Source organism: Neorhizobium alkalisoli (genome assembly GCF_002968635.1).
Classification (GTDB): Bacteria; Pseudomonadota; Alphaproteobacteria; order Rhizobiales; family Rhizobiaceae; genus Neorhizobium; species Neorhizobium alkalisoli.
This window is the reverse complement of the sequence record NZ_PVBN01000001.1, coordinates 177,315-192,180: the sequence shown is the minus strand read 5'-3', so window position 1 is coordinate 192,180 and position 14,866 is coordinate 177,315. Positions and strand designations below refer to the sequence as shown.

The 14,866-nt window shown below is 62.6% G+C and carries 11 protein-coding genes; 7 read left to right on the top strand and 4 right to left on the bottom strand.

What is annotated here, in order from left to right:
- Positions 1-57 precede the first annotated feature (57 nt).
- Positions 58-1,851: an acyl-CoA dehydrogenase C-terminal domain-containing protein gene (locus C5L13_RS00915; protein WP_105381390.1), complete on the bottom strand. Its 1,794-nt coding sequence runs from the start codon at positions 1,849-1,851 to the stop codon at positions 58-60.
- A 474-nt stretch (positions 1,852-2,325) separates the two neighbouring features.
- Between C5L13_RS00915 and C5L13_RS00905 the strand changes: the two genes are divergently transcribed.
- From C5L13_RS00905 to C5L13_RS00895, 3 genes are all read left to right on the top strand, one after another.
- Entirely contained in the window at positions 2,326-6,207 is a 3,882-nt protein-coding gene (locus C5L13_RS00905; RefSeq protein WP_105381388.1) for an SEL1-like repeat protein, read from the top strand.
- A gap of 250 nt (positions 6,208-6,457) precedes the next feature.
- Entirely contained in the window at positions 6,458-7,384 is a 927-nt protein-coding gene (locus tag C5L13_RS00900) for a sulfite exporter TauE/SafE family protein (RefSeq protein WP_105381387.1), read from the top strand.
- Positions 7,384-8,187 carry a TIGR02186 family protein gene (locus C5L13_RS00895; protein WP_105381386.1) on the top strand — a complete coding sequence of 268 codons (804 nt, stop codon included), beginning with the start codon at positions 7,384-7,386 and terminating at the stop codon, positions 8,185-8,187. The genes C5L13_RS00900 and C5L13_RS00895 overlap by 1 nt, the downstream gene beginning before the upstream one ends.
- On the opposite strand, the gene C5L13_RS00890 is transcribed toward C5L13_RS00895, so the two are convergent.
- Positions 8,188-8,706 carry a winged helix-turn-helix transcriptional regulator gene (locus tag C5L13_RS00890; protein WP_105381385.1) on the bottom strand — a complete coding sequence of 173 codons (519 nt, stop codon included), beginning with the start codon at positions 8,704-8,706 and terminating at the stop codon, positions 8,188-8,190.
- Between the two features lie 93 nt (positions 8,707-8,799).
- Here C5L13_RS00890 and C5L13_RS00885 point away from each other — a divergent pair, with 93 nt between their 5' ends.
- The 3 genes from C5L13_RS00885 to C5L13_RS00875 all read left to right on the top strand — a co-directional run bounded on the left by C5L13_RS00885 (position 8,800) and on the right by C5L13_RS00875 (position 10,971).
- Complete coding sequence (locus C5L13_RS00885) at positions 8,800-9,360, top strand: dihydrofolate reductase family protein (RefSeq protein ID WP_105381384.1); 561 nt, start codon at positions 8,800-8,802, stop codon at positions 9,358-9,360.
- 141 nt (positions 9,361-9,501) lie between these two features.
- Positions 9,502-10,488 (top strand): alpha/beta hydrolase family protein, encoded by a 987-nt coding sequence (locus C5L13_RS00880; protein ID WP_105381383.1) that lies wholly within the window; start codon positions 9,502-9,504, stop codon positions 10,486-10,488.
- 45 nt (positions 10,489-10,533) lie between these two features.
- Positions 10,534-10,971 carry a universal stress protein gene (locus C5L13_RS00875; RefSeq protein ID WP_105381382.1) on the top strand — a complete coding sequence of 146 codons (438 nt, stop codon included), beginning with the start codon at positions 10,534-10,536 and terminating at the stop codon, positions 10,969-10,971.
- Here C5L13_RS00875 and pdeM read toward each other — a convergent pair whose 3' ends face one another.
- Positions 10,972-11,700 carry a ligase-associated DNA damage response endonuclease PdeM gene (pdeM, locus tag C5L13_RS00870; protein WP_105382019.1) on the bottom strand — a complete coding sequence of 243 codons (729 nt, stop codon included), beginning with the start codon at positions 11,698-11,700 and terminating at the stop codon, positions 10,972-10,974. It lies immediately after the preceding gene.
- Positions 11,701-11,732: 32 nt separating this feature from the next.
- Positions 11,733-14,315, bottom strand: a complete 2,583-nt coding sequence (locus C5L13_RS00865) for a ligase-associated DNA damage response DEXH box helicase (RefSeq protein WP_245423200.1) — start codon at positions 14,313-14,315, stop codon at positions 11,733-11,735.
- 32 nt (positions 14,316-14,347) lie between these two features.
- On the opposite strand from C5L13_RS00865, the gene C5L13_RS00860 reads away from it, so the two are divergent.
- On the top strand, positions 14,348-14,848 hold the full coding sequence (locus C5L13_RS00860; protein ID WP_105382017.1) for an RrF2 family transcriptional regulator: 501 nt from the start codon (positions 14,348-14,350) through the stop codon (positions 14,846-14,848).
- Positions 14,849-14,866 lie beyond the last annotated feature (18 nt).

Sequence of the window (14,866 nt, the reverse complement as noted above, 5' to 3'; positions counted from 1 at the left end):
CGCGCCGCCTCATCCGGCTCTTCGGGCCACCTTCTCCCCGAGGGGAGAAGCGGAAACTCAAAACGCCTCGGCCGCGAGTTCCATCAGGCTGTCGGCGCCGGCCTCGATGCGGGCTTTCCGCGTGGTCGTTTCCGGCATGATCTTCTCCATGAAGAACTTCGCCGTCACCAGCTTGTTCTTCAGGTAGTCGGCGCGGGCATCTCCGGCGGCGATACGTTCCTGCGCGGCCTTGGCCATCTTCGCCCACATGTAGCCCAGCGTCACGAGGCCGAAGAGGTGCATGTAGTCGGTGGAACCGGCGCCGGCATTGTCGGGCTTGGCCATCGCGTTCTGCATGAACCACATGGTGGAGGCCTGCAGGTCATTCAAGCCCTTCTTGAGCGCCTTGGTGAAGGGAGCCAGTTGCTCGTCGGCGCGGTTTTCCTCGCAGAAATCACCGATCTCCTTGAAGAAGGCCATGACGGCGCGGCCGCCGTTCAGCGCCAGCTTGCGGCCGACGAGATCGAGTGCCTGGATGCCGTTGGCGCCCTCGTAGATCATGGTGATGCGGGCATCGCGCACATACTGGCTCATGCCGTGCTCTTCGATATAGCCATGGCCGCCGAAGACCTGCTGGGCCATGACGGCGTGGTCGAAGCCCTTGTCGGTCATGACGCCCTTGAGGATGGGGGTCGCGAGACCAAGCAGGTCGTCGGCGTTCTGCCGTTCGGCCGCGTCTTCCGAGCGGTGGGCGATGTCCGACTTCAGCGCCGTCCAGAGCAGGAAGGCGCGGCCAGCCTCGTTGAATGCGCGGATCGTCATCAGCGAGCGACGGATATCCGGATGGACGATGATCGGATCGGCCTTCTTGTCCGTCGCCTTGGGACCGGAAAGCGAACGGCCCTGAATGCGCTCGCGAGCGTACATAACGGCATTCTGATAGGCGGTTTCGGCAATGGCGAGGCCCTGAAGCCCGACGCCGAGGCGTGCCTCGTTCATCATCACGAACATGGCCGCGAGACCCTTGTTTTCGGCGCCGATCAAATAACCGGTCGCCTCGTCATAGTTCATGACGCAGGTCGAGTTGCCGTGGATGCCCATCTTGTGCTCGATGGCACCGCAGGTCACGCCGTTGCGCTTGCCGAGCGAACCGTCGCCCTTGACCATGAACTTCGGCACGATGAACAGCGAGATGCCCTTGGTGCCATCGGGCGCACCTTCGATGCGGGCGAGAACCAGATGCACGATGTTGTCGGTCATGCCGTGTTCGCCGGCGGAGATGAAGATCTTCTGGCCGGAAATCTTGTAGGAGCCATCGGCCTGCGGTACGGCCTTGGTGCGCAGAAGACCGAGATCGGTGCCGCAATGGGGCTCCGTGAGGTTCATGGTACCGGACCAGGTGCCCTCGACCATCTTAGGCAGGTAGGTCTGTTTCTGCTCTTCCGAACCATGTACGAGGATCGCAGCAATCGCGCCCTGGGTAAGGCCCGGATACATCATCAGCGACATATTGGCGGACGACATGTATTCGCCGACGGCCGCATGCAGCGTGTAGGGCAGACCCTGACCGCCAAATTCTTCCGGCACGGCAAGACCGATCCAGCCCGCCTGGCAATACTGGTCATAAGCTTCCTTGAAACCCTTCGGCACCGAGACGGTACCGTTATCGTGGCGGGTACAGCCTTCCTGGTCGCCGGAAAGGTTCAGCGGAAAGAGAACATCCTCCGCCACCTTTGCGGCTTCGCCGATGATTGCTTCCAGCATATCGGGCGTGGCATCGGCAAAACCCGGAAGGTTGCCGTAGCGCTCCAGCCCCAGCACGTCGTTCAAGATGAAAAGCGTATCGTTTACCGGCGCCTTGTACACTGGCATGGTCGAGCTTCCTCCATATCCTCGTCCCGGGCCTTCGGCTCTTGGCGGGCCCGCAATTCCGCTAGCATAAATAATTGACGTTTGCGTAAACGTCAAATGTGAACAACGGGATTTTTCGTCGCGACGTCAAGTTCCTCCTACCCTTCCGACATCCGGTTAATACCTCAAGCGATCGCGAGGCTGGATGGGAGACGTGGGAAGATAGGGCGAGCAGGCGAAAGAGCATCACGACAAAAGAGGCCATGGACGCCAAAAAGGTTAAAATTTTCGGCCGGATTAACGGCTTGTTTACCACGTTTCGGGAAATAGTGGACCTTGGCACGACGTAGAGCATTCATCCGCAAGGGATGCCACGTCCGCCGAATGGCAAGTCCTGCGCAGGCGATCTCGAACATGCGGCTGAATTGACGGAGGAGAGCACTCCGGCCGGCCCTGGCGAGAGCTTGCAGGACCAACGTCGAAACGAGCGAGCAAATGACCGGATCACGATCGACCTCTCACCGTCATGGCGACCGCTCCTCCCTGGATGCGTTGAACCGCACCATCGAAGGGCTGGAGGCTCGTATCGAAGGACTGATGTCTGGAAAGGGCCGCGAAGGGCCCAAGCCGAAGACCGGCGACTATCGTGATCCGCGGCAGGAAGTGCGGGCCTCCGAACCGCGTACGGCCCCAGCCGCTCCCCATCGTACGCCGACCTTCTCCAACGACCCGCTTGCCGAGATCCGCGAGCGGCAGCGGATGCTGGATGCCGGACGCGAGCGCGGCACCCGGCCGGAACGTGTGCCTACGCCCGAGCGGCGGCGCGAGGAGCCCCGTTATGCCGAGCCCCGCCGCAACGAGATCCGGCCGCCGGAAGCGCATAGGCCATCCGATCGTCCGGCATTCCGCGCCGAACCGGCTCGTTACCCGGAGACGCGCCCTCTGCGCGAAGAGGCACGGCGGGCCGTGCCTCAACCACGTCCGCAAGCGCCCCAGCCGACGCAAACCGACAGTCTTCGGGACATTGCCCAGGCACTGATCAGCCTTCGACAGGACCTGAAACAGGATATTTCCGAGGGCGTGGCGCGGGAGATGAACGCGCTTCGCGGCGAGATCCGGTCAATCCGGTCGATTGCCGAGGATCAGCGGTTCGCAGACGATCTGCGCAGCGATCTTGCCCGGCTTGCCGGAAGCATCGACCAGCTCGGGTATCAGGCAACGCCGGAGGCTGCCGGCCTGCGAACTGAATTCGAAGAGCTGCGCTCGGTCATGGAAGGGCTTGCCCGCGAAGACTCGGTTCGCCGGATGGAAAGCCATTGGCAGGGTCTTGAAGAGCGGATGCACGATCTTGATTCGGCGGCTCTTCGCGAAGAGCTGATCGCGCTGGCCTATCGCATCGACGACATCAAGAGCCAGCTCGGCGAAATGAGCGACAGCCCGGCCATCCGAGCGCTCGAACAGAAGCTGATCGCGGTGGCGAGCGCCATGGAGCAGCTCGGTTCGCGCATGCAGCCGAATGACGCGATCATTGCCGAACAGTTCGCGAGCCTCGACCAGCGGCTCGACGAGATCAGCCGCGCCATCGCCGTCGGCGGCCGAGCTTCCGCGGCGGCTTCCATCGACCAGTCGTTCCTGCAGCGGCTCGAAGGCCGGATCAACGTGCTCTCCGACCAGATCGAGACGATGGCCCAGGCGACCAGCCGCCGGCCCGATCCGACCGAGGCGCTATCGGCCCGCATCGAGGCCCTGACGGTTCGCATCGAGGAACTTTCGGACGAACAGGCCGGTATGCGGCTGGAGGAGCGACTTGAGCAGCTTTCTCTGCTCATGGAACAGTCGCACAGGCCCATTCAGCAATCCGACCTCTCCGACCATCTCGCCGACATATCCCGCAAGATCGACGGGCTGGAACAGGGCACGGTCAACGACGTGCTTGCCGAGCGGCTCGATTACCTGGCCCGCCGGATCGAGGAAATGGATTTCCAGCCGCGTAATCAGCCGGCACCAGACCAGACAGCCTTCGGACGGATCGAGGACAGGCTGAGCGACATCGCCGCACGTCTGGATGAAGCGACGACCGCCCCGCGGGGCGACGAAAGCGCTCTGCGCAATCTCGAAGACCAGATCGCCCATCTTTCCGCTCTCATCAGCCAGCCTCAGCCGGCCGCCGGCGCCCTGCCCGCCGATTTCGATGACCGCATGAGCGCGATCGAAGGTTACATGGCGACCAACGACGAATATATCATCGAAGCCGCCCGTCAGGCCGCCGAGGCGGTGGTCGAGGTCTATTCCCGCAACACGGCGGCGGGCAGCCCCGTTGCGGCCTCCGATATGGCGGCACTTTCCGCGCTTGCCGACGATCTGCGGCATCTGGAGGACCTGACGCGCAGCTCCGAGGAGAGAACCCACCAGACGTTCGAAGCCCTGCACGGCACGCTGGTACAGATTGCCGACCGCCTGGACGGCATGGACGAGCGGCTGGCGGCTGCGGCCCACGCGGAACCCCAGCGCCAATATGCCGAGCCGGCACCACAGGAAGTTCGCCGCGCCGCCGTCATGCCGGCAGCGACGCCGCTTGCCGTCGCACCGGTGGAGATGGCGGACGAGGAGATCGCCGAGGCAAGAGCGCAGGCCGCAACCTTCGGCACCCGCGAAGCGATCGTCGACGACGCTCAGGAAGCGGACGTGATGCTGCACGCGGACCGCGCCGAGTCGAAGGCCGCGACGCCCGAGAAAGCTGCCAAGCCGAGCCTGCTGACCGAACTTTCGCGCCGCTTCCTGCCCGGCCAAAAAGACCAGGCACCTAAAAACACGCGCGCCCTCATCGACCCGACGCCGTCGATCGACCCGTCCAACGTTTTGCCGCTCGACCACGAGAACGATTTGCTGGAGCCGGGCTCGGGCGCCCCGGACGTGAAGAAAATCCTGGAGCGGGTCCGCGCCAGCCAGGCAGCCGGCGACTTCGACGGAGACCGGGCGAGCGGTACCGCCAAAGCGGACTATATCGCAGCGGCTCGGCGCGCCGCCAAGGTAGCCGCGCAGGAAGCCGATCCCGCAAAGCCCGTCTCGCCGGCCAAGGACATGCGCAAAGCGGCACAACCTTCATCCGGCGGCATCGGAAGCCTGCTTTCCCGGCACCGCCGCCCGATCCTGATGGCTGTCGGTGCCGTGCTTCTGGCTCTGATGGCGATGCCGCTTGCCAAGACGTTCACCAGCGGCGCGAAAGCACCCGAGACGCCTGCCGCGAGGATCGAAGCACCGTCCCAGCCTGCGGCACCTGCCAATGTCACCGGCCGCAGCGACACCTCGGCGATCCAGACCCAGCCCGCAACCGACGGCGCCGAGCCAGACGCCCCGCGGCCCGCAGCCGCGGAGCCTCCCCGGCAGATCGACGCCGGCAGCCACCTTACCGATCCGCAACCCACGGCAGGCGAGATTTCCGCAGTGCAGCCGGCCGGCACCCCGGTCGAAGCGACCGGCGGGTTCACTCCGCCCGAGAAGGCACAGGCGGAGGCGCAGATCGCGGTTCCGGCCGGTCTCGCCCCCAAGTCGCTCGCCGATGCCGCCGCAGCCGGCGATCCCAATGCGCTCTTCGAGATCGGCGCCCGCTTCACCGAAGGACGCGGCGCCAAGGCCGACCTTTCGGAAGCCGTCAACTGGTACAAGCTCGCCGCCGACCGCGGCCTTGCCCCGGCACAATACCGGCTCGCCAATCTCTTTGAAAAAGGTACCGGCGTTACCCGCGACCTCAACAAGGCGCTCAACTACTACAAACAGGCGGCAGAGGCCGGCAATGCGAGCGCCATGCACAATCTCGCGGTCCTCTATGCTTCGGGAGCCGCAGGCCAGGCGGATTATCCCGCTGCCGTCGAATGGTTCGGCAAGGCCGCCGATCTCGGCGTCTCCGACAGCCAGTTCAACCTCGCGATCCTCTATGCCCGCGGCAACGGCGTGAAGCAGGATCTCGAGGAATCCTACAAATGGTTCGCAGTCGCCGCCAAGGACGGCGACAAGGATGCGGCACAGAAGCGCGACGAGGTGGCGAACGCCATGCGCAAGGAGCAACTCGAAAGCGCCCGCGCCAAGGTCGATCGCTGGAAGGTGACGCCGCTCGATCCCAAGGCGAACTCGGTCAGTCTGCCCGACGAATGGGCCTCGGGCAAACCGCTCACCACCGCTTCCGTCGACATGGAAAAGGCGATCCGCAACATCCAGGCGATCCTCAGCAAGAACGGCTTCGACGCCGGCACGCCGGACGGCAAGATGGGCGCCAAGACGGTTTCGGCCATCAAGGCCTTCCAGACTTCCGTCGGCCAGGAGCCGAACGGCAAGATCAACGACGCGCTGGTGAAGGAACTCCTGGCGCGCAACAAGTAACTCGACTTACCTGACCGGACTTGAGGAGAAGCGGCATATTCATCACGCCGTCGCGAAAACGGTAAACCTGCCGCCTTATCCGACACTTGCGGTTTGACTCGTGCGGTGCCTGGGAGCATGACGGATGAAGCCCTTCATGCTCCGTTCACGCGGCATGTGAGATTGATTTCCCATCACCGCAGCGGGCGGATAGCCACATCGCGAGCTGCCCGCGGGGTGTCGCGTTTTTTTGCCTTGTCGGGGTTCGGCCGTGACTGTTTACCTGCCGATCGCAGAGCTGTCGGTGAACATTTTCATCATTCTCGGCATGGGCGCAGCCGTCGGCTTCCTCTCCGGCATGTTCGGCGTGGGCGGCGGCTTCCTGATCACACCGCTGCTGATCTTCTACAACATTCCGCCGGTGGTGGCGGTGGCGACCGGCGCAAACCAGGTCGTGGCTTCTTCGATTTCCGGAGCAATCACGCATTTCCGGCGCGGCACGCTGGACATGAAACTCGGCTGCGTCTTGCTGGTCGGAGGTCTCGCCGGCGCCACGGCGGGGGTCTGGGTGTTTTCGTGGCTCCGTCGGGTCGGTCAGCTCGACCTGTTCATTTCGATCCTCTACGTCGTGCTGCTCAGCACGATCGGCGCGCTGATGCTGCAGGAGAGCCTGCGGGCCTTGCGCCGCGCCAGGAACAAGGAGCAGCTGCCGCTCAAGCGCCCCGGCCAGCACAACTGGGTGCACCGGCTTCCGCTCAAGATGCGGTTCAAGAAATCGAAGATCTATCTCAGCGCCATTCCGGTCGTCGCGCTGGGCTTCGGCATCGGCGTGCTGACCTCGATCATGGGTGTCGGCGGCGGTTTCATCATGGTGCCGGCGATGATCTATCTCCTGCGCATCCCGACCAGCGTGGTCGTCGGGACCTCGCTCTTCCAGATCATTTTCGTCACGGCCTATACGACCATGGTGCAGGCTGCCACCAACTACTCCGTCGACATCGTGCTGGCGACGATCCTGATGGTCGCCGGCGTGATCGGAGCACAATACGGCGTGCGCGTCGGGCAAAAGCTGCGCGGCGAGCAGCTGCGCGCCCTGCTGGCACTTCTCGTTCTCGCCGTCGGCATCCGTCTGGCGATCGGCCTCATCGTGACGCCGGAGGAGATCTATTCGGTCGCGGTCGGGGGGCTTTCCTACTGATGCGCCGGCTGCTTCGCACCCTCCTTCTCGTCCCTCTCCTGGGGTTCGCTGCGCCGGCACTGGCGCAGGTGCCGATGGGCGAAGCATCGACGGTGAAGGAAGGGCTCGAAATCGGAACCTCGACGAGCGAAATCGCGATTGCTTCCGACTTCCGCGGAGCGGATCTGACGATCTTCGGCGCTCTCACTAATGCGGACGAACTGTTCCTGGCCATCGGCCAGTATGACGTCGTCGTGACGCTGGAAGGCCCGCGGGACTATGCGACGGTGCGCCGCAAGGAGCGAGTCTTCGGCATCTGGATGAACACCGAGTCGATGACCTTCGAACAGGTGCCGGAAAGCTATTCGCTCGCCAGCACGCGCCAGATCGACAGCATCGACGAGGCACCGAGTCTCAACAATATCGGCGTGGGTATTGCGCATATGCCGCTGAACCCGGTCGGATATATTTCAGATTCCGGATCGATCAGAGAGTTCCGGGACGCCTATCGGCGCCTGAAGCTGGCGAACGGCCTCTACCAGCGGGACACGAGCGGGGTGCAATTCGTCTCGTCCAGCCTCTTCCGGGCGTCGCTGAAGCTGCCCGCCAACATTCCGGACGGAATCCACATGGTGCGCGCCTACCTGTTCAAGGGCGGGCAGCTGATTGCCCAGCGCGAGCTGCCGCTCAGGGTGGTGAAGACCGGCATCGAACAGGCGATCACCGACGCAGCCCACGAGCGGCCGTTCGCCTACGGTTTCCTCTGCGTCCTGATCGCAGTCGTCACCGGTTGGGGCGCAAGCCTGCTGTTCCGCAAGGATTGATCACTCGGCGGCAGCCGCGGCCGCCTTGTTGCGGGCGACAACCTCGAGATAGGCGACGCGTAACCGATCGAACACGGAGGGTTTGGAAGGATCGCGCGGCGCATGCAGATGCAGCACGCGCAACTCCTCCATGAAGTCCTCCCAGAGCGGCCGACCCCCCTCTTCCAGAAGCTGAGCCCGGATCGACAGCTCTTCCGATACCGGCATGAAATGCCGGCCCCAAGTGCCCATTTCCGCGAAGATGGGTACGAGGCGAATGGACATTTCGGTAAGGCTGTAGATCCCCTTCTGCTTGTGGCTCGGGTCATCCTCGCGGGAGAGCAGTCCCCGCTCCACCAGCCGCTTCAGGCGGTCGGCCAGGATATTGGAAGCGATCCCTTCTTCCGAATTCTGCAGCAGTTCGCGGAAATGCCGGCGGTTGCCGAACATGATGTCGCGAATGACGATCAGGCTCCAGCGGTCGCCCAGTACTTCCAGCGTGAGGTTGATCGGGCAACCCGAGCGATAGGTGTCTTGCATTTTTCTCTCCAAACTGCTTGCAATATAAAATCAGTTTGGCTAACTTTCAACCAATTGCTAATCGCAACTGGTTTTAACGATGGAGGAATGGACATGAGAAAGCTGGTGGCTTGGAACCTGATGACGCTCGATGGTTATTTCGAAGGCGAGAAGCCCTGGGACCTAGCCTTTCACAACTATGCCTGGGGTCCGGAGCTCGAAAAACTTTCGGAGCAATTCGGAGAGCAGGGCGACCTGCTGGTCTTCGGGCGCAAAACTTATGAAGGCATGGCAGCCTATTGGCCGACGGCCGAAGAAGGCGACAAGACCAAGAACTACATGAACAACATTGCCAAGCTCGCAGTCTCCAAGACGCTGAAGGAGGCCGCGTGGAACAATACGCGGGTCGTCAGCGATCCCGCCGCCGAACTGAAGAAGCTGAAAGCCGAAGAGGGCAAGACGATCTTCATCTTCGGCAGCGCCGAACTGGTCGCCTCGCTGATGAAGGAGGGCCTGGTGGACGAATATCGCATCTGCATCGCACCGGTCCTGCTCGGCTCGGGCAATCCCCTTTTCAAGCAAACCGGGCAGCAGACGGAATTGAAGCTGATCTCGTCCAGCATAGCGGCCAATGGCGCCGTGATCCTCAACTACGAGGTGGGGAAGGCCGTTTGAGATGGCGGATGAAATGAAAGGCCTGTTTCGGTTGACCGGCCTTTCTCCCCCGTAATTGCATTCCTGAAGGCCTTGTCTTCTCCCTTTGGCTTATTGCGTTGCAAACCGCGGTGAATATCCTCCTCTCTGGAGGAATTACCAATGCCCGACAGCCAATCCGCGGAGACCGCTGACATCGCGGACGTCAGCGCAACACCAAGAGGGCGTCCAGCCGGCGAAGCGGTTAGCCTGACTTGCCGCGACGGCATCGCGCTGCACGGCCATTTCTGGCCAGCCCAAGGGTCGGCGGTTGCGAGCGTCATCATCAATCCGGCCACGGGCGTGCTCGCGCGTTACTACCACTATTACGCGGACTTCCTGAGCCGGGAGGGCTTCGACGTCCTGACCTATGACTATCGCGGAATCGGCCTCTCCCGGCCTGTGACACTGAGAGGCTGCGGTTATCGCTGGCGGGAATGGGGCGAACAGGATTTCGACGCCGCGCTCCGGCATATGGATCTGGTCCGCCCCGGCCAACCGCTTCACGTCGTCGGCCACAGCATCGGCGGCTATCTGCCCGGGCTTTCACCGAAGGCGGAGCGCATCGACCGGATGCTGACCATGGGCGCGCAATATGCCTATTGGCCCGATTATGCGGCGGGCCATCGCATGCGGCTGTTTTTCAAATGGCATTTGGCCATGCCGGCGCTGACGGCACTGTTCGGCTACTTCCCGGGAAAGCGGCTCGGCTGGCTGGAGGACCTGCCGGCGGGCGTCGCCAACGAATGGAGCTTTCGCCGCGCGAGAATGGAACTCACCCACCCTGCGGCGGAACGCCGGGACGTGCTCAAACGGTTCGAAGCAAACAGGGCCGCGATCCTTGCCGTGGCGGTGGAAGACGACGACATCGGAACGCCGGCGGCAGTCCAGCGGACGCTCGGTTACTATCGCAATGCCGCCGTACAGCAAGTCCTGCTGTCGCCCGCACATTACGGACTTCGGGAAATAGGGCATTTCAGCCTGTTCCACTCCCGACATCGCGATGGCTTCTGGCGCGATACGCTTTGCTGGCTGCGGGATGGAGTAAATCCCTGGGCAGATAGCGAGCCCGCCTCCCTCTTCCACCGGAATTGCGCGATATCAATGTAAGATCGCGTTGGGCGGCCATACTATCCCAAAACATGGAGGCCTCAGATGTATAAACACGTTCTCATCCCGACCGACGGATCAGCGCTTTCCACGCAGGCGCTCGAAAAGTCCCTCGATTTCGCCCGCGAGATCGGAGCGGAAGCCACGGTGCTTGTCGTCATGGAGCCGCTGCAGGTCATGACTGTCAACCCGACCGGTCTCGAAGCCGCCTATGCGGCCTACGATCAAAGCAACAACAATGCGGCCGACGGCATCCTGGCCGATGCAACCCAAGTGGCCAAGCAACGCATGGTCGCTTGCGACACCTTGAAGCTGATGAGCCTGGATCCGGCAGGCACCATCGTCGAGACTGCCGAGAAATATCATTGCGACATCATCGCCATGGCGTCGCACGGCCGGTCCGGCTTCAAGGCCTTCATGCTCGGCAGCGTAACCATGAAGGTGCTGGCGCATTCCAAGACGCCGGTGCTGGTCTATCGCTAATCAGCCGGTCAGGTTGGCGTAGCGAACCGAATAGATGCGGTCGCGGCCCAGCAGGTGGGCGACAAGCGCTTCGCGATCGAAGAGGCCGTGCATCGCCTTGTGGCGAAGATCGAGACCACCGGCGAGCACGCCGAAAGCCGGCATCAGCAGGCGGCTGCCATCACTCGCAAAGCACGGGCGGCGGACCGATTTTTCGCGGCGGCGGACGGTGGCAGACGGATGCAGGTGGCCGGCGATTTCGCCCTTGCCGGAAATCAGGCTCGGTTCGTGCCGGAAAACGAGGCCACCATAAACCAGCTCGTCGGCGCAAGTGCCGGGCAGATCAACCGTGCCATCTGGATCGTGGTTGCCGTTGATCCAGATCCAGTCGCGGCCGCGCGCCATGCCGGTGATCAGCGCACGATGCTCTGAGACAAGATGTGCCGAGCCCTTGCGGTCATGGAAATTGTCGCCGAGCGAAACGACGACCTTCGGATCGTAGCGGGTGATGACGGCGGCCAAGATGTTGAGGGTCGCGACCGTGTCGTAGGGCGGCAGCATCATGCCTCGGCGGGCAAAGGCGGCTCCCTTTTCAAGATGCAGGTCGGAGACGACGAGCGTGCCGGTTTCCGGCAGATAAAGACCGCCAAGCGGATCGCAGACGGCAAGGACGCCGTTGACGACGATCTCTTCCGCACCGGTGGGGGCCATTCCCCCTGAAATCGTTCGCGCCAAAGCGAGGCGATGCATCAATTCCAAATCTTTCAACAATGCGCGAGGCGTCATGCGAGAGCCTCCGCGATCAGCTCTTCGGCGGCCTCCTGCAGCACCGCATCGTGCGCCTCGCCCGGCACGGACTCCTTGCCGATCTCCAGCATGATGGGAACGGCAAGCGGCGAAACCCGGTCGAGATCGCGGTGGGTGATGTGCCCCCTGATTCGCTTAAGCATATCGCCTAAACGGCTCAAATCCAAAAGCCCGGACGCCGCATCCCGCCTTGTGGCCTCCAGCAGGATGTGATCCGGCTCGTGGCTTCTGAGGACGTCGTAGATGAGATCGGTCGAGACCGTGACTTGTCGCCCGGTCTTTTCCTTGCCCGGATGACGGCGCTCGATCAAACCGGAAATCACGGCGCAATTGCGGAAGGTGCGCTTCAGCATATAGCTTTCATTGAGCCAAGCCTCCAGATCGTCGCCCAGCATGTCCTCGTCGAACAGGTCGGAGAGGCTGAGACGCCGTGACTTGATCATCGCGCCGATGTCGTTCAAGCCCCAGACGGCCAGCGAATAATCCGTCGCCACGAAACCGAGTGGCCTCGCCCCTGCCCTTTCCAGCCTGCGGGTGAGCAGCATGCCGAGCGTCTGATGCGCCAAGCGCCCTTCGAAACAATAGGCGATCATGAAGAAGCGTTTTCCACGCGGAAAAGTCTCGATCAGGAGTTCATCCTTTTTCGGCAGCATGGAGCGCTCGCGCTGGATATTGAGCCAGTCGCGGACCTGATCCGGCAGCACCGACCAACGATCCGGGTCGGCGAGCATGCCGCGCACCTGATCGGCGAGATAGGTGGAGAGCGGAAATTTGCCGCCGGCATAAGCCGGTATCTTCGGATCCAGCGAGAAGGCGTTGGACACGAGGCACTCGTTCTCGCGGATGCCTTCGAAGCGCAGCACCTTGCCGGCAAACAGGAAGGTATCGCCCTGCACGAGCTGCTCAAGAAAATACTCCTCTACCTTGCCGAGCGACATTCCTCCGCGCCCAACCGCACCATTGGCGCCGCGGCGGACGAGCCGAACGTTGAGTTCGGTCGCCTCGATGATCGTGCCGAGATTCAGCCGGTATTGCTGCGCCACCTGTGGATTGGAAACGCGCCAGCGGCCGTCCTTGGTCTTCCTGATCTTGGCATATCGCTCGTAGGAGCGCAGCGCATAACCGCCGGTCGCGACAAAATCGACGACGCGCTCGAACATTTCCCAGGAGAGACCCGCATAGGGCGAGGCTGAAATGATCTCATCGTAGAGTTCGAGCGGATCGAAGGGTTCGGCGCAGGCCATGCCGAGCACATGCTGGGCGAGAACATCGAGCGCGCCCTCGCCCACCGGCGGCGTATCCTGTGCGCCGAGATAATTGGCATCAAGCGCCGCCTGACATTCCATCACCTCGAAACGGTTGGCGGGCACCAGGATCGCCTTGGACGGCTCGTCCATGCGGTGATTGGAGCGGCCGATACGCTGGGCGAGCCGCGAGGCACCCTTTGGCGCACCGACATGCACGACGAGATCGACATCACCCCAATCGATGCCCATGTCGAGCGTCGAGGTAGCGACGATGGCGCGCAGTTTGTTCGCCGCCATCGCGGCCTCTACCTTGCGGCGCTGGCCGACATCGAGCGAGCCGTGGTGAAGCGCGATCGGCAGATTATCGTCGTTGATCGTCCAGAGCGTCTGAAAGAGAAGTTCCGCCTGAAAGCGGGTATTGACGAAGATCAGCGTCATCTTGTGACGTTTGATCTCATCATAGACCTCCGGCATGGCATAGGTCGAAACGTGGCCGGACCACGGAATGCGGTCCTCGGTCTTCATGATCGTGATGTCGGGTGCCGCGCCGCCTATGACATGCACTAGGCCGGCAGGAGGCGCCGGATCTTCACCTTGCGGGACGAGCCAGCGCTGCAGATCCATCGGGTCGGAGACCGTTGCCGAGAGACCGATGGTCTGCACCTTTGGCGCATGGCGGCGGATGCGGGCGAGCCCGAGGGACAGAAGGTGGCCGCGCTTCGAGGTGACCAGCGAATGCAACTCGTCCAGCACCACATATTTCAGGTCCTTGAAGAAGCGTTCCGCCTCCTTGTTCGCAAGGAGAAGCGCTACCTGTTCCGGCGTGGTCAGCAATATATCCGGAGGATTGAGCTTCTGGCGCTGGCGCTTGGCCTGCGGTGTGTCGCCGGTGCGATTTTCGACGGTGACGGACAGGCCCATCTCCGTCACCGGCTTCATCAGATTGCGCTCTATATCCACCGTCAACGCCTTCAGCGGCGAAACGTAGAGCGTGTGGATGCCGGTGAAGGCCGAGCCGGGCGGAATTTTGCCGCGACGGGTGAGATCGGTGAGCGAGGGCAGGAAACCTGCAAGCGTCTTGCCGGCCCCGGTCGGTGCGATCAGCAGCATGTTCTCGCCGGCGGTGGAACGCGAAAGCAATTCGAGCTGGTGGGCGCGCGGCTGCCAGCCCTTTTCGGCGAACCATTTCAGGAACGGCCGGGGCAGAAGCGCGGCATCACGGCCGGAAGATGAGGTTTCGACGATATCCACGCCGATAAGGTAGTCGCGAACAGGCGAAAAAGAAGTGTCTTGACGCCGGGACATAATCATGGATAAAAAATATCCGCGATATGGAGTGAATGATGAAACTCAGCGAAGGCATCGAACAGGCGATCCATTGCATGACCATGCTTTCGGGCGTTTCCGAAGGCGGCGTGCTTTCGGCCGCGGCCCTGGCGGAATTTCACGGCGTATCGACGAGCTATCTGCTGAAACATCTGCAGGCGCTTTCAGGCGCCGGTCTGGTCAGCACCGTGCCCGGTCCGAAGGGCGGCTATCGGCTGGCGAAGAGGCCGAAGGAAATCACGCTGCTCGACATCGTGCTGGCGGTGGAAGGGCCTGCGCCGGCTTTTCGCTGCGCCGAAATCCGCCAGCGGGGGCCGAACCCGCTGCCGGGGCGATATTTCGCCAAACCCTGCGGTATCAATGCCGCGATGCTGAAGGCCGAAAAGGCCTATCGCGCCGAACTCGCCAAGGTGTCGATTGCCGACATCCTGGCGGATCTGGAAGCCACCGACGACGGCGGGATTGCCGCACGCGGCTGCGCCTTCCTCGAAATCCATGAACGCAGAACGGCCCGCTGAGACGGCCACAACCCAAGG

Bases quoted from the DNA above. Each gene is read 5' to 3' on its own strand.
- pdeM (WP_105382019.1), bottom strand. From the start codon at position 11,700: ATGCATCGCCTCGCTTTGGCGCGAACGATTTCAGGGGGAATGGCCCCC.
- C5L13_RS00860 (WP_105382017.1), top strand. From the start codon at position 14,348: ATGAAACTCAGCGAAGGCATCGAACAGGCGATCCATTGCATGACCATG.
- C5L13_RS00880 (WP_105381383.1), top strand. From the start codon at position 9,502: ATGCCCGACAGCCAATCCGCGGAGACCGCTGACATCGCGGACGTCAGC.
- C5L13_RS00905 (WP_105381388.1), top strand. From the start codon at position 2,326: ATGACCGGATCACGATCGACCTCTCACCGTCATGGCGACCGCTCCTCC.
- C5L13_RS00895 (WP_105381386.1), top strand. From the start codon at position 7,384: ATGCGCCGGCTGCTTCGCACCCTCCTTCTCGTCCCTCTCCTGGGGTTC.
- C5L13_RS00865 (WP_245423200.1), bottom strand. From the start codon at position 14,315: ATGATTATGTCCCGGCGTCAAGACACTTCTTTTTCGCCTGTTCGCGAC.
- C5L13_RS00875 (WP_105381382.1), top strand. From the start codon at position 10,534: ATGTATAAACACGTTCTCATCCCGACCGACGGATCAGCGCTTTCCACG.
- C5L13_RS00890 (WP_105381385.1), bottom strand. From the start codon at position 8,706: ATGCAAGACACCTATCGCTCGGGTTGCCCGATCAACCTCACGCTGGAA.
- C5L13_RS00915 (WP_105381390.1), bottom strand. From the start codon at position 1,851: ATGCCAGTGTACAAGGCGCCGGTAAACGATACGCTTTTCATCTTGAAC.
- C5L13_RS00885 (WP_105381384.1), top strand. From the start codon at position 8,800: ATGAGAAAGCTGGTGGCTTGGAACCTGATGACGCTCGATGGTTATTTC.